Genomic DNA, 17,021 nt, shown 5'->3' with positions numbered 1-17,021 from the left:
TAATTCGGCGCCGGGTCAGGTTCAGGTAAGGAGCGGCCGTGCAACCGACGATCGCGTGTGTCGTGCCGTGCCACAACGAGGAGGCCACCGTCGGCAAGGTGGTGCGCGACCTGAGGGCGGCACTCCCCGAAGCCGACATCTACGTCTACGACAACGCCTCGACCGACCGCACGGTGGAGGTCGCCCGCGAGGCGGGCGCGATCGTCCGGGAAGAACCGCGCAAGGGAAAGGGCAACGTCATCCGGCGTGCCTTCGCCGATGTCGACGCCGACGCCCTCCTCATCATCGACGGTGACGACACCTACGACGCGTCCCGGGCGCGCGACCTGGTCAACCTGCTCTTCGAGGGACCGTACGACCAGGTGGTCGGCGCCCGTCGCGAGACGGTCAGCGCCGCCTACCGGGCGGGGCACGCGACCGGAAACAGACTGCTCACGGGTGCGGTGCGGTCGCTGTTCGGCAACGACGTGACCGACATGCTGAGCGGCTACCGCGTCTTCTCGCGGCGCTTCGTCAAATCGTTCCCGGCACTGGCCCGCCAGTTCGAGACCGAAACCGAGATGACCATCCACGCACTCCACCTCCGGCTTCCCACGGCGGAGCTGACGGTGGACTACCGGGTCAGGCCCGCCGGGAGCGAGAGCAAACTGCGCACCTTCCGGGACGGCTGGCGCATCCTGCGGGTCATCCTCGATCTCACGCGGCGCGAGCGGCCCTCGCTCGTCCACACCCTGGTCGCGGGACTGCTGGCCTTCGTCTCGGTCGTCCTCGGCATCCCCGTCATCGCCGACTTCATCCGCACGGGCACCGTGCCGCGCATTCCCACGGCGATCCTCGCCGCCGCCATCATGACGATCGCGGTGCTCGTGCTGCTCGTCGGGTACATCCTCGAGTCCCTCATGCACATGCGGCAGGAACAGTCCCGGCTCGTGCACCTCGCCTACGCCGCGCCGGCCCGCGCACCGCGCTACACCAGGCACCGGTCCGGCACCGGTCCCGTGCCCGCCCGGAACGTCTCCGGCAGTCCCTGACGGCCGCGTGACAGGCGGACGTACTACGACGAGGACGCGCCGGCGTGGCGCGTCCCTGGTTCGTCAGCGCCGTCCGCCGAACTCCCAGTCGTGGACCTCGATGTCGGCGTACCGGTCCACAGTCAGGACGGTGCGTGCCGTGTCCGGATCCGGGGCCCTGAGCAGCGCCGCCGTACCCAGCCAGGTGGCGCCGTCGTCGGACAGCAGCGGCCCGTACGCGATCAGATCGTCCCGGTCGGGAGGCACGTCGAGGTCGACGGCCGGCCCCGAGCCCAGGCCGAGCACCAGGTACCGTTTGCCACCGCTTGGGCCACCGGGGAAATCCCACATGGTGCGCCCCAGCAGGTTGCGCCACCGGCGCAGCAACACGTCCCGGTACGCGCCCGCCTGGTAGTTGGGCTCGTCGAAGGCGAACGCGCGGGCAGCAGCGGGATCGGGCAGGTCGACGATGTGCACGCTGCCGGTGGGCGTCTCGCCGTCGTCGGCGAAGGTCGGGCCGCGAGCGATGAGCTCCTTCGCGTACCGGTCCATGTACGACCAGTGCTCTTCCAGCAGCTCGATGCGGAGCGCGAGGGACCCGGGCCGGTCGCGGTGGTAGCAGAAGTACTCCATGCCTCCAGACCCTCCCCGACAGACGGCGGCGTCTCAACAGACTTTCCCAGCGACGACCACACCCTCCGAACGCGGCGGCGTTCGCTTGTGAGCCGGAGTTCGACCTGGCCGACGGCCTGCACCCCACCGCCACCACGCCGACACCGACATCGCCGACGACGGCGCGTCAGTGGCAGTGGCCGTGTCGGCCGAGGGTCTCCACGGGGGTCGCGCCGGGGCGGGTCCACTGCGGGACGGGGCGGCTGGTGGGGCCCCACGTGGGGTTCCCGTCCGCGTCCGAGCGCCAGGACCAGCACGGGCTGCCCCCCTCGGGCCGGCCCTCGGGGTTGTCCTCCCACGCCTCGCCGCGGCCGTAGGGCGTCATGTCGAGCAGGCCGAGGGACCCGTTGACCCGCTCGTTGCCACGGCCCGTCGTGGAGTACGTGAGGAACACGCGGTCGCCGTCGCGCAGGAAGCAGGTGAGGTAACCCATGTCGCCGCCGGCCGGCCCCTCCACGTCGCGCACCGAGTACCAGGGCTGGGTGTAGCCCATGAACTCGACGTAGGAGGCCACCTCCTCCCAGCGGCCCGTGGTCAGCACGGCGAACGAGACGCCGCGGGCGTTGAGATAGACGGCGTCCTTCAGGTGCCAGGCCGTCGTGGTGCAGCCCTCGCACTGCCCCTGGTGCGGCGCGCCGTCGTACCACATGTGCTTGTAGACCACGAGCTCGTCGCGGCCCTGGAACAGGTCCAGGAACGGCACCGGGCCGTCGGGGCCGACGACCTCCACCGTCCCGTCGAACTCGACCATCGGCAGCCGGCGGCGGGCCGCGGCCAGGGCGTCGCCCTCGCGCGTGTGGGCCTTCTCACGGACCAGAAGCTCGTCACGGGCGGCCTGCCAGGTGGCCAGGTCGACGACGGGCGGGCGTCCGGGCAGCGCGGTGGTCGGGTCACTCGGCGTGGTCGTCATGGTGTCCTCCGTGGTGTCTCGTGCCGGGCGGCGTCGTACGACCGACGTGCTACGACGGTCACCGGAACAGACTCGCGACCCGGCCGAAACTCATCGCGGCGGAGGGGCGCCCTCGGCCGAGCCCGCGCCGACCCGACGACGTGGGGCCGACGAGGTCACGGACGCGCTCTGACGGAAGCCCACAACTCGGGCCACGCTTTACTGTCGCCTCACCCGTCCTCGTACCGGTGAGTCACTGATCAGACTGGTGGATCCCGCTGACCACAGGCTACGAGGGGAACCACCCATGAACGGCTCGCGAATCGCCGCCGTCGGCCACTACCAGCCCGCCAGGGTCCTCACCAACAAGGATCTGGCGGACATGGTCGACACCAGTGACGAGTGGATCACGAGTCGCGTGGGCATCCGCACCCGGCACATCGCAGGACCCGACGAGCCGGTCGATGAGCTGGCCGGCCACGCCGCCGCCAAGGCGCTCGCCTCGGCCGGCCTCGGTCCGGAGGCCATCGACCTGGTCGTCGTCGCCACCTCCACCGCCGTCGACCGCTCCCCGAACATGGCCGCCCGGGTCGCGCACCGGCTCTCCATCCCGAACCCGGCCGCCATGGACGTCAACGTCGTCTGCGCCGGGTTCACCCACGCCCTCGCCACCGCCGACCACGCCGTGCGCGCCGGGGCCGCCACCCGGGCGCTCGTCATCGGCGCCGACAAGATGTCCGAGGTCACCGACTGGACCGACCGTACGACCTGTGTCCTCGTCGGGGACGGAGCGGGCGCGGCCGTCGTCGAGGCCGCCGAGGAACCCGGCATCGGACCGGTGCTGTGGGGATCGGTACCCGAGATGGGGAACGCCGTACGCATCGAGGGCACCCCTCCGCGCTTCGCGCAGGAGGGCCAGAGCGTCTACCGCTGGGCCACCACCAAGCTGCCGCCCATCGCCCGCGCCGCCTGCGAGAAGGCGGGACTCACGCCCGCCGACCTCGCCGCGGTCGTGCTCCACCAGGCCAACCTGCGCATCATCGAGCCCCTCGCCATGAAGATCGGCGCGGTCAACGCCGTGGTCGCGCGGGATGTCGTCGACTCCGGCAACACCTCGGCCGCGAGCATCCCCCTCGCCTTCTCCAAGCTCGTCGAACGCGGCGAGATCACCAGCGGCGACCCCGTGCTGCTCTTCGGCTTCGGCGGCAACCTGTCGTACGCGGGACAGGTGGTCCGCTGCCCGTGAGCAGGGCGTTCGTGGGATGTGACGAGGCATACCCGTCGGCTCCCTGGTCATCGCGGGTCGTAGACTGTAGACGAAAGACAATCCATACTGGCTGTTGACGTGGACTTTCCAGTACGGGCCGTTGACTTTCCGTGTGCGGTACACCCGGTGGTGCTCTGGAGGGGGACCCGATGTTGTCGACAGGACTTCCGCAAGGGGCGGTGCCCAAGCTCGAACGCCCCGGTCCACTGCGCGACCGCGTCTACGAGGCCCTGCTCGAACTCATCACGACGCGGGCGCTGCGTCCCGGCCAGCACCTCGTCGAGAGCGAACTCGCCGGGCACCTCGGGGTGTCCCGGCAGCCCGTCCGCGAGGCCCTGCAACGCCTCAACACCGAGGGCTGGGTCGACCTCCGGCCCGCCCAGGGCGCCTTCGTCCACGAGCCGACGGAGGCGGAGGCCGACCAACTCCTCACGGTCCGCACCCTGTTGGAGGCCGAGGCCGCCCGCCTCGCCGCGGCGAACGCCGGCACGGCGGGCATCGCGGCGCTGGAGGAACTCTGCGCCGAGGGCGAGCGGGCCGTCGACGCCGACGACGTCGACGCCGCGGTCGCCATGAACGCCCGCTTCCACGCGAAGATCATGGAACTGGCGGGCAACGCGGTCCTCGCCGAACTCGCCGCCCAGGTCGACCGCCGCGTCCGCTGGTACTACACCCCGGTCGCCCGCCAACGCGGCCACCAGTCCTGGATCGAGCACCGCGACCTCATCACCGCGATCTCCGCCCGCGACGAACAGCGCGCCACGGAGGTCATGCGCGCCCACACCGAGCACACGCGCAAGACGTACCACGAGCGCGAGAAGTAACCCTCCGCCTCACGTGCCGCGCCCCCGCTTTGTCCTGTGAGTGGAGAAAGTTGGCGGCAATCTGTGCGCGACTTCTTCCCAGTCCCGGTAGCCGCTGCTACGTTCCCCTGCGAAAGGTCGGTCGCGGGATGTGGCCGGAACGTCGGCTGCGGGATGTGGCCGGAAGGCGACGGGCGTAGAGGCCGGTTGAGGCGGGGAGGGGCTTGTGAGACGTATGACGGCTCGACCCGCGAACACGCATCAGGCCCGGCTGCTGCGGCTGTTGCGGGACGGCGGGCCCAACTCCCGGGCGCAGCTGGGGGATCGGGTCGATCTCTCGCGGTCGAAGCTCGCCGTGGAGGTGGATCGGCTGCTGGAGACGGGCCTGGTCGTGGCCGACGGACTCGCCGCCTCGCGCGGTGGGCGCCGCTCGCACAACATCCGGCTCGCCCCCGGGCTCCGTTTCCTGGGCGTCGACATCGGCGCGACCTCCATCGATGTGGCCGTCACCAACGCCGAGTTGGAGATCCTCGGACACATCAACCAGCCCATGGACGTACGGGACGGCCCGGTCGCCGTCTTCGAGCAAGTGCTGTCCATGGCCGCCAAGTTGAAGGCCTCCGGGCTCGCGGAAGGGTTCGACGGCGCCGGCATCGGCGTCCCCGGACCGGTTCGCTTTCCCGAGGGCGTCCCCGTCGCCCCGCCGATCATGCCGGGCTGGGACGGGTTCCCGGTGCGCGAGGCGCTCAGCCAGGAACTCGGCTGCCCCGTCATGGTCGACAACGACGTGAACCTGATGGCGATGGGGGAGCAGCACGCGGGCGTGGCCCGTTCCGTGGGCGACTTCCTCTGCGTCAAGATCGGCACCGGCATCGGCTGCGGCATCGTCGTCGGCGGTGAGGTCCACCGCGGTACGACGGGCAGCGCCGGCGACATAGGGCACATCCTCGCCGTACCGGACGGCCGCCCCTGCGCCTGCGGCAACCGGGGCTGCCTGGAGGCCCACTTCAGCGGCGCCGCGCTCGCCCGTGACGCCAAGGACGCCGCCCAGCAGGGCCTCTCGGCGGAACTCGCCTCTCGCCTGGAGACCCACGGCACCCTGACCGCCGTCGACGTGGCCGCCGCGGCCGCCGCCGGCGACGCCACCGCGCTCGACCTGATACGCGAGGGCGGCAACCGCACCGGCCAGGTCATCGCCGGACTCGTCAGCTTCTTCAACCCCGGCCTGGTGGTGATCGGCGGTGGGGTGACCGGCCTCGGCCACACCCTGCTCGCCGCCATCCGCACCCAGGTCTACCGCCAGTCACTGCCCCTCGCGACCGGCAATCTGCCCATCGTTCTGGGGGAGTTGGGGCCCACCGCCGGAGTCATCGGCGCGGCCCGCCTCATCAGCGACCATCTGTTCTCACCCGCGTAGCCACTCCGTTCGTTCGTACCGAACACCAGCAAGAGTCGCCCGCACGGCGCACGCACGAGTCGCCCGTACGGCGCACGCAAGAGCCGCCCGAACAGCGCACCAGCACCGAGCCGCACAGACATCACCACGCACAGCGCCCCCGCTCCGCCCTGCCCGAACACGCCTGCCCAGCAAGCGGATTCGCCCTGAAACCGGCCCGCACGCCCGCCAAGGGGAACTCATGGCACCAGAAACACCGCTGCTCACCATGTCCGGCATCACCAAGTCGTTCCCCGGAGTCCGGGCCCTGGACGGCGTCGACCTCGACGTCCAGGCCGGAGAGGTCCACTGCCTGCTCGGCCAGAACGGCGCCGGCAAGTCCACCCTGATCAAGGTCCTGGCCGGCGCCCACCAGCCCGACGACGGCACGATCACCTGGCGGGGCGAACCCGTCACCCTCAAGTCCCCGATCGCCGCCATGCGCCTAGGTATCGCCACCATCTACCAGGAACTCGACCTGGTGGAGGGCCTGTCGGTGGCCGAGAACGTCCACCTCGGCCATGAACCCACGGCTGCCGGCTTCGTCGTACGGGGAAAGGCGGCCCGTGCGTCAACAGCCGCATTGCTCAAGCGACTTGGACATCCCGAGGTCGATCCGGCGCGGCTCGTCGGTGAGTTGTCCGCCGCCCAGCAGCAGATCGTCTCCATGGCCCGGGCGCTCTCCCACGACGTACGGCTCATCGTCATGGACGAGCCGTCGGCCGCGCTCGACCCGGACGAGGTCGACAACCTCTTCAGGATCGTGGGGGACCTGACCGCGGCCGGGGTGGCCGTCGTCTACATCTCGCACCGTCTGGAGGAGATCCGGCGGATCGGCGACCGGGTGACCGTACTGAAGGACGGACGGGCCGTGGCGGGCGGGCTGCCCGCGAAGTCCACGCCGACGCGCGAGGTCGTGGCGCTGATGACGGGGCGGAACGTCGAGTACGTCTTCCCGGACCGGCCGCCCGCGCCACCGGCCGGCGCCACGCCCGTGCTCGAAGTGCGAGGGCTCGCGCGCGAAGGGGAGTTCGAGGCCCTCGACCTCGAGGTCCGGCCCGGTGAGATCGTCGGGCTCGCCGGACTCGTCGGCTCCGGGCGGTCCGAGATCCTGGAGACGATCTACGGTGCCCGCAAGCCCACGGCGGGTCAGGTCAGCGTCGACGGGCGGGTGTTGCGGCCGGGCAGTGTGCGGGCCGCCGTACGCGCCGGGCTCGGACTCGCGCCCGAGGAGCGCAAGGCGCAGGCGCTGCTGATGCTGGAGTCCGTCACCAGAAACGTTTCCGTGTCGTCGATGTCCCGCTTCGCGCGCGTCGGCTGGATCGACCGGGGCGCCGAACACCGCGCCGCGCGGGCCGCGACCCGCGAGCTGTCCCTACGTCCCGACAACCCGGCCGTACCGGTCCGCACCCTCTCCGGCGGCAACCAGCAGAAGGCCGTCCTCGCCCGCTGGCTGCTGCGCGGCTGCCGGGTGCTGCTGCTCGACGAGCCGACCCGGGGCGTCGACGTGGGCGCCCGCGCGGAGCTGTACGCGGTGGTCCGGCGGCTCGCCGACGAGGGGCTGGCCGTGCTGCTCGTCTCCAGTGAGGTGCCCGAAGTCCTCGGCCTCGCCGACCGGGTGCTCGTCCTGCGCGAGGGCCGGGTCGTGCACACCGCGCCCGCCCGTGAACTCGACGAACACCGCGTACTCGACCTTGTGATGGAAGGAAGCCCCGTGACCGTTGAAGGGAGCCCGGCGTCATGACCCAGCCCGTGTCCCCGCCCCGGGGCAGCGCCGACAAAGTGACACCCGTCAGTGAACCACCGGCCTGGCGCGCCCTCGTGTTCCGCGCCGACGTGCGCACCCTCTCGCTCCTCGGTGTCCTCGCCGCGCTGATCGTCATCGGCGGCGTGACCAAACCCGACGAGTTCCTCGACACCCGCAACCTCCAACTCGTCCTCACCCAGGCCTCGGTGATCGGCGTCGTCACCGTCGGCATGACCTTCGTCATCATGTCCGGCGGCATCGACCTGTCCGTGGGCGCGATCGTGGCGCTGGCCTCCGTCTGGGCCACCACGGTCGCCACTCAGGAGTACGGCTTCGCCGGCATCCTCTTCACGGCGGTGATCGTCGGCGTGGGGTGCGGCCTGGTGAACGGGCTGCTCATCGCATACGGCGGGCTGGTCCCCTTCATCGCCACCCTCGCCATGCTCGCCTCGGCCCGGGGGCTCGCCCTCCAGATCACCGACGGCAGCACCCAGATCGTCACCGTCGACGCCATCCTGGACCTCGGCGAGCGCGACGCGTACGTCCTCGGCATCCCGCCGCTGGTCCTCGTCTTCGCGGTCGTGACGATCATCGGCTGGTTCGTGCTGAACCGTACGACCTTCGGCCGGCGCACGGTCGCCGTCGGCGGCAACGCGGAGGCGGCCCGGCTCGCGGGCATCGACGTCCGGCGGCAGCGCCTGTACCTCTACCTGCTCTCCGGACTGTGCTGCGGCATCGCCGCGTTCCTGCTGATCGTGCTCTCCGGCTCCGGCCAGAACACCAACGGCAACCTCTACGAACTCGACGCCATCGCGGCCGCGATCATCGGCGGCACCCTGCTCACCGGCGGCCGGGGCACCATCGTCGGCTCCGTGCTCGGCGTCCTGATCTTCACCACGATCACCAACCTCTTCGCGCTCAACAACCTGCAGACCGACGTCCAGCAGATCGCCAAGGGCGCGATCATCGTCGCCGCGGTCCTGGTCCAGCGACGTACGGCAAGCACGACCTGACACACCGAAGAGCCGACACGGGAAAGGTCCACCGCCATGCCAGAGTTCACCAGCCGTAGAGGACTGCTCTTCGGAACCGCCGCCGTCTCGGCCGGCGCCCTCCTCGCCGGTTGCACCAGCAACGAAACCAAAGACGACCCGGCGGCGAACGACCAGCCGGCCGCGACGGACACTCCCGGCAAGGAAGTCACCATCGGCTTCGCCGGACCGCAGGCCGACCACGGCTGGCTCAACGCGATCAACCAGAACGCCAAGAGCCGCGCCGAGCGGTACGAGGACGTCACGCTGGAGATCACCGAGGGCTCCAACGACACCGCCCAGCAGATCGGCCAGATCGAGACCCTCATCAACAAGAAGGTCGACGTCCTGGTCGTGCTGCCCGCCGACGGCAAGGCGCTCACCCAGGTCGGTCTCAAGGCGATGCGTGCGGGCATCCCCGTCGTCAACCTCGACCGGATCTTCAACTCCCCGCAGGCGTACCGCTGCTGGATCGGCGGCGACAACTACGGCATGGGCCTCAGCGCCGGGCACTACATCGGCGAACAGCTCAAGGACAAGGGCGACGCCCGTGTCATCGAGCTCGCCGGGCTCGACAATCTGGAGCTGACCCAGCAGCGCACCCAGGGCTTCGACGACGCGCTGAAGAACTACCCGAACATCAAGAAGGTGGCCCGGCAGGCCGCCGACTTCACCGTGGAGTCCGGGCAGGCCAAGATGGCCCAACTCCTGCAGGCACAGTCGAAGTTCGACGCTCTGTGGAACCACGACGACGACCAGGGCGTCGGAGCCCTGCGCGCCATCGAGCAGGCCGGACGCGACGACTTCCTGATGGTCGGCGGCGCCGGCGCGCTGTCCGCCTTCCAGGCCATCAAGAAGGACGACGGCGTCCTCAAGGCGACCGTCCTCTACCCGCCGACCATGGCCGCCTCCGCGATCGACCTCGCCCGCGCCCTCGGCCAGAGCAAGGGCGTCAGCGGCCTCGCCGAGTTCGAGATCCCGGCCTCCCTGACGCTCTACTCGGCCGTCGTCGACAAGGACAACGTCGACCAGTACATGCCCACCGGCTTCAAGTGACGGCTCCCGCCGGACGGGCCTGACCAGGAACGAGGACCGGGGAGCGCGGACCGGAAGGCGACGCCCCCGGAAACCGGGTCACGCCCCACCCCCACCGCGCCGCGATCACGAGGAGGACACACGCATGGGACAGCCGCAGCAGCCCGACCAGGCCGAGGCGGAGCAGTCAGGAGCGCCGGGGCCCGATGCGGCGGTCGGAGCCGAGATCACCACCCGAGCCGAAGCGGGGGACACGGCCGGTGCCTTGGGCGAAGCCGCCATGGAGGCCGGAGCCGGGGCGGGGGTCGTGCCAGGGGTCGGCACCGGGGCTGGAATCCCGCCCAGCGGGATCTCGGCACGGACCGGGGGCGCGGCCGGGGCAGGGGCAGTTGCCGAAGCCGGGTTCGGGTTCGGGTCCGGGTCCGGGGCTGGAATTCCGCCCATCGGGGTCTCGGATGGGGCCGGGGGCGCGGCCGGGGCAGGGGCGGTGGCGGCCGGGTCCGGGTCCGGGGAGGGAATCCCGCCCAGCGAGGTCTCGGCACGGTCAGAGGGCGCAGCCGGGGCCGGGGCCGGGGCCGGGGCAGCGGCAGTGGCCGAAGCCGGGGCAGGGGCAGGGGCAGTTGCCGAAGCCCGGTCCGGGGCCGTGGACGGGTTCGGGGCGGAGCCCGCGCCCGGGGGCGGCGCCCGAGCAGGCATCGCGGCCGGTGGTGGGGGAGCGCCGGCGGGGACCGGAGCCCAGGCCGGGACGGCGGCCGGTGGTGGGGGAGCGCCGGCGGGGACCGGAGCCCAGGCCGGGACGGCGGCCGGTGTCAGTACCCGCGCCGGATCCTGGCCCGCCGGGCTCGCTGGTGGGCCGGGCAAGCCGCCGCTGCGGGTCGGCATGGTCGGTTACGCCTTCATGGGGGCCGCGCACTCCCAGGGGTGGCGGACCGCCGGGCGGGTCTTCGACCTGCCGCTCAGCCCGGTGCTCGCGGCGGTCTGCGGTCGTGACGGTGACGCGGTGCGGGCCATGGCGGACCGGCACGGCTGGGCGGCGACGGAGACCGACTGGCGGGACCTGATCGCCCGGGACGACATCGACCTCGTCGACATCTGCACCCCCGGCGACAGCCACGCCGAGATCGCCCTCGCCGCACTGGCCGCCGGGAAGCACGTGCTCTGCGAGAAGCCCCTCGCCAACACGGTCGCGGAGGCGGAGGCGATGGCTGCGGCGGCCGAAGAGGCTTACACCCAGGGCAAGTTGGCGATGGTCGGCTTCAACTACCGGCGTGTGCCCGCCACCACGCTCGCCCGCCGCATGGTCGCCGAGGGCCGCCTGGGAGCCCTGCGTCACGTGCGGGTGACGTACCTTCAGGACTGGCTCGTCAACCCGGAGTTCCCGCTCACCTGGCGGCTGCGCAAGGAGTCCGCCGGGTCCGGGGCGCTCGGCGACCTGGGCGCGCACATCGTCGACCTCGCGCAGTACGTGGCGGGTGAGCCGGTGATCGGGGTGTCCGCGCTGATGGAGACCTTCGTACGGGAACGGCCCCTGCCCGCGGGGGCGGCGGGCGGTCTGGCGTCCGCCGGCGGCACGGCCGGGCGAGGTGCGGTCACCGTCGACGACACGGCCCTGTTCACCGGCCGCTTCGCCTCCGGCGCCGTCGCCTCCTTCGAGGCGACCCGCTTCGCCACCGGCCGCAAGAACGCCCTGCGCATCGAACTCAACGGTGAGCGCGGCTCGTTGGCCTTCGACCTGGAACGGCTCAACGAACTCGCCTACCACGACCACACCGAACCCGGCACCCACGCCGGCTTCCGCCGCATCCTCGTCACCGAACCCGACCACCCCTACCTGGACGCCTGGTGGCCGCCGGGCCACGGCCTCGGCTACGAACACACCTTCGTCCACCAGGCCCGCGACCTCGTGCACGCCGTCGCGGCGGGGACCAGGCCCGAGCCGTCCTTCGCCGACGGGCTCCAGGTGCAGCGCGTGCTCGCGGCCGTCGAGGAGAGCGCCGAGAAGAACTCCGTCTACACCCCGACCCACACCCCCACAACGGTCTGAGGAGGCCCCGGACATGCCGCGCGACTTCACGCTCTTCACCGGCCAGTGGGCCGACCTGCCCCTCGAAGAGGTCTGCCGCCTCGCCCGCGACTTCGGCTACGACGGACTCGAACTCGCCTGCTGGGGCGACCACTTCGAGGTCGACAAGGCCCTCGCCGACTCGTCGTACATCGACTCCCGCCACCAACTCCTGGAGAAATACGGCCTGAAGTGCTGGGCCATCTCCAACCACCTGGTGGGGCAGGCCGTTTGCGACGCCATCATCGACGAGCGCCACCGGGCCATCCTGCCCGCCCGTATCTGGGGCGACGGCGAGCCCGAGGGCGTACGGCAGCGGGCCGCCGCCGAGATGGCCGACACCGCGCGGGCCGCCGCGGCCTTCGGCGTCGACACCGTCATCGGCTTCACCGGCTCCGCCATCTGGCACCTGGTCGCCATGTTCCCGCCCGCCCCCGAGTCGATGATCGAACGCGGCTACGACGATTTCGCGATGCGCTGGAACCCGATCCTCGACGTCTTCGACGCCCAGGGTGTGCGGTTCGCCCACGAGGTCCACCCGAGCGAGATCGCGTACGACTACTGGACAACACAACGCGCCCTGGAGGCAGTCGACCGCCGTCCGGCCTTCGGCCTGAACTTCGACCCCTCGCACTTCGTGTGGCAGGACCTCGACCCGGTCGGCTTCCTGTGGGACTTCCGCGACCGGATCTACCACGTCGACTGCAAAGAGGCCCGCAAGCGGCTCGACGGCCGCAACGGCCGCCTCGGCTCGCACCTGCCCTGGGGCGACCCGCGCCGTGGCTGGGACTTCGTGTCGGCCGGTCACGGAGACGTCCCCTGGGAGGACGTCTTCCGGATGCTCCGCTCGATCGACTACCAGGGCCCGATCTCCGTCGAGTGGGAGGACGCCGGCATGGACCGGCTCCAGGGCGCCCCCGAGGCGCTGACCCGCCTCAAGGCGTACGACTTCGAACCGCCGTCGGCCGCCTTCGACGCGGCGTTCGGCGGCAACGACTAGGCACTCATGGCCACTTGTCGACCGGGCCCTTACGGCCCGGTCGTGTCTTCCGGGGTGACGGCGCACCCCGGCATCCCGCACCCACCCGTACGACCAGCCCCTTCCTGGAGGCATTCGTGCACCCGTACGACGAGAACAGGAACACCACCAGCCACTCCAGACGCCGCAGACTTCGCGGGCCCCTCGCACTCCTGAGCGGCCTGCTGCTCGCGGGCGCCTCGCTCTCGCTCACCTCGCCCACCGCGGGCGCGGCCGAAGCCGCCCCGCAGGCCGCCGCGGCCGAGGACTTCCAGCAGGTCACCCTCGCCAAGGGCGAACCGGAGACGGGCGAGCCCATGTCGCTCGCCGTCCTCCCCGACCGCTCGGTCCTGCACACCTCGCGCGACGGCGAACTGCGCCTGACCGACGCGGCGGGCAACACCAAGCTCGCGGGGAAGCTCGATGTGTACTCCCACGACGAGGAGGGCCTGCAGGGCATAGGCATCGACCCGGGCTTCGCCGACAACCGCTTCATCTACCTCTACTACGCGCCCCCGCTGAACACCCCCGCGGGCGACGCCCCCGAGACCGGCACGGCCGCCGACTTCGCGCCCTTCGACGGCGTCAACCGGCTCTCCCGCTTCGTCCTGAAGACCGACGGCACGCTCGACGCGGCCAGCGAGACGAAGATCCTCGACGTCCCCGCCTCCCGCGGCATCTGCTGCCACGTCGGCGGCGACATCGACTTCGACGCGGCGGGCAACCTGTACCTCTCGACGGGCGACGACACCAACCCGTTCCAGTCGGACGACTACACCCCCATCGACGAGCGGTCCACCCGCAACCCCGCCTTCGACGCCCAGCGCACCTCCGCCAACACCAACGACCTGCGCGGCAAGATCCTGCGCATCAAGGTGAACGCCGACGGCTCGTACTCCGTCCCCGACGGCAACCTCTTCGCGCCCGGCACGGACAAGACGCGCCCCGAGATCTACGCGATGGGCTTCCGCAACCCGTTCCGCTTCAGCGTCGACAAGAAGACCGGCATCCTCTACGTAGGCGAGTACGGCCCCGACGCGGGTGCGGCCAACCCCTCGCGCGGCCCGGCCGGGCAGGTCGAGTTCGCCCGCGTGACCAAGCCCGGCAACTTCGGCTGGCCCTACTGCACGGGCGACAACGACGCCTACATCGACTACGACTTCGCCACCGGCGCCTCGGGCGCGGCCTTCGACTGCGCGGCCCCCAAGAACACCTCGCCGAACAACACCGGCCTCACCGACCTGCCGCCCGCCGTGCCCGCCTGGATCCCCTACGACGGCGCGTCCGTCCCGGAGTTCGGCGACGGCTCCGAGTCCCCCGTGGGCGGCCCGGTCTACCACTACGACGCCTCGCTCGACTCCCCGGTGAAGTTCCCGGAGGCGTACGACGGCGACTTCTTCGCGGGTGAGTTCGGCCGCCGCTGGATCAAGCGGATCACTTCCGACGCGGACGGCACCGTGCAGTCGATCAACAACGTGCCGTGGACCGGCACCCAGGTCATGGACATGGCCTTCGGCCCGGACGGCGCGCTGTACGTCCTCGACTACGGCATCTCCTGGTTCGGCGGCGACGAGCACTCCGCCCTCTATCGCATCGAGAACGCCACCGACGGCCACTCCCCGGTGGCCCAGGCAGCCGCCGACCGCACTTCGGGCCAGGCGAAGCTGAAGGTCCGCTTCTCCTCCGCCGGCACCACCGACGCCGACGGCGACGCGCTCACCCACAGCTGGGACTTCGGCGACGGCGGTACGTCCACGGCCGCGAACCCGACGCACACCTACAGGACGAACGGCACGTATACGGCGACCCTGACCGTCAAGGACGCCTCCGGGCGCACCGGCGGCGCGAGCGTCCAGATCGTGGTCGGCAACACCGCGCCCAAGGTCGAGCTGCAACTCCCCGAGGACGGACAGCTGTTCGCCTTCGGTGACGCCGTGCCGTTCAAAGTGAAGGTGAGCGACCCGGAGGACGGCCGCCCGATCGACTGCTCCAAGGTCAAGGTCACCTTCGTCCTCGGCCACGACAGCCACGGCCACCCGGTGACCTCCGCCAACGGGTGCACCGGCACCATCCAGACCAGCGCCGACGGCGGCCACGACGAGAACGCCAACATCTTCGGGGTCTTCGACGCCGAGTACACCGACGGCGGAGGCGGCGGCCAGGCCCCGCTGACCACCCACGACCAGAACGTCGTCCAGCCCACCCACCGCCAGGCCGAGCACTACGGCGACTCCTCCGGCATCACGGTGCAGTCGAAGGACACGGCACACGGCGGCAAGACGGTCGGCGACATCTCGAACGGCGACTGGATCTCCTTCAAGCCGTACGTCCTGTCCGACGCCACGAAGATCACCGCGCGTATCTCCTCCGGGGGCGCCGGCGGCAAACTGGAGGTCCGCGCGGGCTCTCCGACCGGCCGTCTCCTCGGCAGCGCGACCGTGCCGGTGACCGGCGGCTGGGAGAACTTCCAGGACGTCACCGCCAACCTGTCCCGCGCCCCGCGCGGCACCACCACGCTCCACCTGGTGTTCAAGGGGACCGGCTCCGGTGGCCTGTTCGACGTGGACGACTTCACCTTCACGAAGCGGTGAGGGGGCGTCATGTCGACGAACCGACGCATGTGGGCCGCGCTGGGTGGCGCCGCCCTCCTGATCGGCTGCGTGTCGGGACCCGCCGTGTCCGACGATGACGGCGGCTCCGACGAGCACCGGGTGCTGGTGTTCTCCAAGACCGCCGGCTTCCGGCACGACTCGATCCCCGAGGGCATCGCGGCCGTACGGGAACTGGGCGCCGCCCACGGCTTCGCGGTCGAGGCCACGGAGGACGCCGGCGCCTTCACCGCACGCAACCTCGGCCGCTACGACGCGGTGATGTTCCTCTCGACGACGGGGGACGTCCTCAACGCGACCCAACAGGGCGCGTTCGAGCGGTACATCAAGCGCGGCGGCGCCTATGTGGGCGTCCACGCGGCCGCCGACACCGAGTACGACTGGGCCTTCTACGGCGGACTCGCGGGCGCGTACTTCCAGTCGCACCCCGCGATCCAGCCCGCGACGGTCGACGTCGAGGACCACGCCCACCCGGCCACGGCCGGCCTGGGCGCGACCTGGAACCGCACGGACGAGTGGTACGACTACCGCTCCAACCCCCGTGAGCGGGCCCATGTCCTCGCCTCGCTCGACGAGTCGTCGTACAGCGGCGGCACCATGAACGGCGACCATCCGATCGCCTGGTGCCAGAACTACCAGGGCGGCCGCTCCTTCTACACCGGCGGCGGCCACACCAAGGAGTCGTTCGCCGAACCCGCCTTCCGGCAGCACCTGTTGGGCGGCATCCGGTGGGCGATCGGCGAGGCACAGGCCGACTGCCGGCCGGAGAACGGCTACCGGCCGCTCTTCGACGGCACGGCCGAGTCCTTGTCGGCGTGGCGGCAGGCGGGCCCGGGCTCGTTCACGCTCGCCGACGACGGCACGGTCACATCGACCGGCGGCATGGGCATGCTCTGGTACGCCGCCTCGGGCTTCGGGTCCTACTCCCTGAAGCTCGACTGGAAGACGGCCGGCGCCTCGGGCGACGACAACTCCGGTGTGTTCGTGGGCTTCCCGCCCTCGGACGACCCGTGGTCGGCTGTGAACAACGGCTACGAGATCCAGATCGACGCCACCGACGTACCCGAGAAGACCACCGGGTCCGTCTACGGCTTCCGGTCCGCCGACATCAGGAAGCGCGACCGCGCCCTGAACCCGCCGGGGGAGTGGAACACGTACGAGATCCGCGTGGAGGGCGAGCGCCTCCGCGTCTGGCTCAACGGCGTGCAGATCAACGATTTCACCAACACCGATCCGGTACGGAGCCTGCGCGACGGTCACTTCGGCATCCAGAACCACGGAGCCGCCGACCAGGTGTCCTTCCGCGACATCCGGATCAAGGAACTGCCCGCCCGGGCCGCCGCCGCATCGGCCGCGGCGGCCCGGACTCCGGGCGACTGAGCGGCGGCGGGCGGGGGACGCCGGACCTCCGCCCGCCGTCTTCCCTCCCTTGTGGAGGGGTGC

Annotated in this window: 13 protein-coding genes; 11 read left to right on the top strand and 2 right to left on the bottom strand. The window is 71.2% G+C overall.

The window, feature by feature from the left end:
• Positions 1 to 38 precede the first annotated feature (38 nt).
• A complete protein-coding gene (locus JIX56_RS06655) occupies positions 39 to 1,031 on the top strand; it encodes a glycosyltransferase family 2 protein (protein WP_257537827.1) in 993 nt (330 codons plus the stop codon).
• A 63-nt stretch (positions 1,032 to 1,094) separates the two neighbouring features.
• Here the strand turns inward: JIX56_RS06655 and JIX56_RS06650 are convergent, their stop codons facing one another.
• Together JIX56_RS06650 and JIX56_RS06645 are read right to left on the bottom strand one after the other, a co-directional pair.
• On the bottom strand, positions 1,095 to 1,643 hold the full coding sequence (locus JIX56_RS06650) for a YciI family protein (RefSeq protein ID WP_257537826.1): 549 nt from the start codon (positions 1,641 to 1,643) through the stop codon (positions 1,095 to 1,097).
• Positions 1,644 to 1,809: 166 nt separating this feature from the next.
• A complete protein-coding gene (locus JIX56_RS06645) occupies positions 1,810 to 2,592 on the bottom strand; it encodes a DUF899 domain-containing protein (RefSeq protein ID WP_257537825.1) in 783 nt (260 codons plus the stop codon).
• A gap of 286 nt (positions 2,593 to 2,878) precedes the next feature.
• Between JIX56_RS06645 and JIX56_RS06640 the strand changes: the two genes are divergently transcribed.
• The 10 genes from JIX56_RS06640 (at position 2,879) to JIX56_RS06595 (ending at position 16,958) form a co-directional block, all read left to right on the top strand.
• Positions 2,879 to 3,817 carry a beta-ketoacyl-ACP synthase III gene (locus tag JIX56_RS06640; RefSeq protein WP_257537824.1) on the top strand — a complete coding sequence of 313 codons (939 nt, stop codon included), beginning with the start codon at positions 2,879 to 2,881 and terminating at the stop codon, positions 3,815 to 3,817.
• 170 nt (positions 3,818 to 3,987) lie between these two features.
• The gene (locus JIX56_RS06635) at positions 3,988 to 4,662 is read left to right on the top strand and encodes a GntR family transcriptional regulator (RefSeq protein WP_257537823.1); all 675 of its coding nucleotides are present in this window, start codon (positions 3,988 to 3,990) and stop codon (positions 4,660 to 4,662) included.
• A 214-nt stretch (positions 4,663 to 4,876) separates the two neighbouring features.
• Positions 4,877 to 6,058 (top strand): ROK family transcriptional regulator, encoded by a 1,182-nt coding sequence (locus JIX56_RS06630; RefSeq protein ID WP_257537822.1) that lies wholly within the window; start codon positions 4,877 to 4,879, stop codon positions 6,056 to 6,058.
• A gap of 220 nt (positions 6,059 to 6,278) precedes the next feature.
• On the top strand, positions 6,279 to 7,820 hold the full coding sequence (locus tag JIX56_RS06625) for a sugar ABC transporter ATP-binding protein (RefSeq protein ID WP_257537821.1): 1,542 nt from the start codon (positions 6,279 to 6,281) through the stop codon (positions 7,818 to 7,820).
• Positions 7,817 to 8,836, top strand: coding sequence for an ABC transporter permease (locus JIX56_RS06620; RefSeq protein WP_257537820.1), 1,020 nt, complete (start codon positions 7,817 to 7,819; stop codon positions 8,834 to 8,836). Before JIX56_RS06625 ends, JIX56_RS06620 begins: the two co-directional genes overlap by 4 nt.
• Positions 8,837 to 8,872: 36 nt before the next feature.
• A complete protein-coding gene (locus tag JIX56_RS06615) occupies positions 8,873 to 9,910 on the top strand; it encodes a substrate-binding domain-containing protein (protein WP_257537819.1) in 1,038 nt (345 codons plus the stop codon).
• Between the two features lie 859 nt (positions 9,911 to 10,769).
• Positions 10,770 to 11,933: a Gfo/Idh/MocA family protein gene (locus tag JIX56_RS06610; RefSeq protein WP_257550765.1), complete on the top strand. Its 1,164-nt coding sequence runs from the start codon at positions 10,770 to 10,772 to the stop codon at positions 11,931 to 11,933.
• Positions 11,934 to 11,946: 13 nt separating this feature from the next.
• Positions 11,947 to 12,951, top strand: coding sequence for a sugar phosphate isomerase/epimerase family protein (locus JIX56_RS06605; protein ID WP_257537818.1), 1,005 nt, complete (start codon positions 11,947 to 11,949; stop codon positions 12,949 to 12,951).
• A gap of 116 nt (positions 12,952 to 13,067) precedes the next feature.
• Positions 13,068 to 15,560, top strand: a complete 2,493-nt coding sequence (locus JIX56_RS06600; RefSeq protein WP_257550764.1) for a PQQ-dependent sugar dehydrogenase — start codon at positions 13,068 to 13,070, stop codon at positions 15,558 to 15,560.
• Between the two features lie 9 nt (positions 15,561 to 15,569).
• Positions 15,570 to 16,958 (top strand): ThuA domain-containing protein, encoded by a 1,389-nt coding sequence (locus JIX56_RS06595; RefSeq protein ID WP_257537817.1) that lies wholly within the window; start codon positions 15,570 to 15,572, stop codon positions 16,956 to 16,958.
• Positions 16,959 to 17,021 lie beyond the last annotated feature (63 nt).

The sequence above is a fragment of the Streptomyces sp. CA-210063 genome (genome assembly GCF_024612015.1).
GTDB lineage: Bacteria > Actinomycetota > Actinomycetes > Streptomycetales > Streptomycetaceae > Streptomyces.
The sequence above is the reverse complement of the archived record's forward strand: the minus strand, read 5'-3'. Positions and strand labels throughout refer to the sequence as shown.

Coding starts and splice junctions, on each gene's coding strand:
- JIX56_RS06650 (WP_257537826.1), bottom strand. CDS start 1,643: ATGGAGTACTTCTGCTACCACCGCGACCGGCCCGGGTCCCTCGCGCTC.
- JIX56_RS06645 (WP_257537825.1), bottom strand. CDS start 2,592: ATGACGACCACGCCGAGTGACCCGACCACCGCGCTGCCCGGACGCCCG.
- JIX56_RS06640 (WP_257537824.1), top strand. CDS start 2,879: ATGAACGGCTCGCGAATCGCCGCCGTCGGCCACTACCAGCCCGCCAGG.
- JIX56_RS06635 (WP_257537823.1), top strand. CDS start 3,988: ATGTTGTCGACAGGACTTCCGCAAGGGGCGGTGCCCAAGCTCGAACGC.
- JIX56_RS06630 (WP_257537822.1), top strand. CDS start 4,877: ATGACGGCTCGACCCGCGAACACGCATCAGGCCCGGCTGCTGCGGCTG.
- JIX56_RS06625 (WP_257537821.1), top strand. CDS start 6,279: ATGGCACCAGAAACACCGCTGCTCACCATGTCCGGCATCACCAAGTCG.
- JIX56_RS06620 (WP_257537820.1), top strand. CDS start 7,817: ATGACCCAGCCCGTGTCCCCGCCCCGGGGCAGCGCCGACAAAGTGACA.
- JIX56_RS06615 (WP_257537819.1), top strand. CDS start 8,873: ATGCCAGAGTTCACCAGCCGTAGAGGACTGCTCTTCGGAACCGCCGCC.
- JIX56_RS06610 (WP_257550765.1), top strand. CDS start 10,770: ATGGTCGGTTACGCCTTCATGGGGGCCGCGCACTCCCAGGGGTGGCGG.
- JIX56_RS06605 (WP_257537818.1), top strand. CDS start 11,947: ATGCCGCGCGACTTCACGCTCTTCACCGGCCAGTGGGCCGACCTGCCC.
- JIX56_RS06595 (WP_257537817.1), top strand. CDS start 15,570: ATGTCGACGAACCGACGCATGTGGGCCGCGCTGGGTGGCGCCGCCCTC.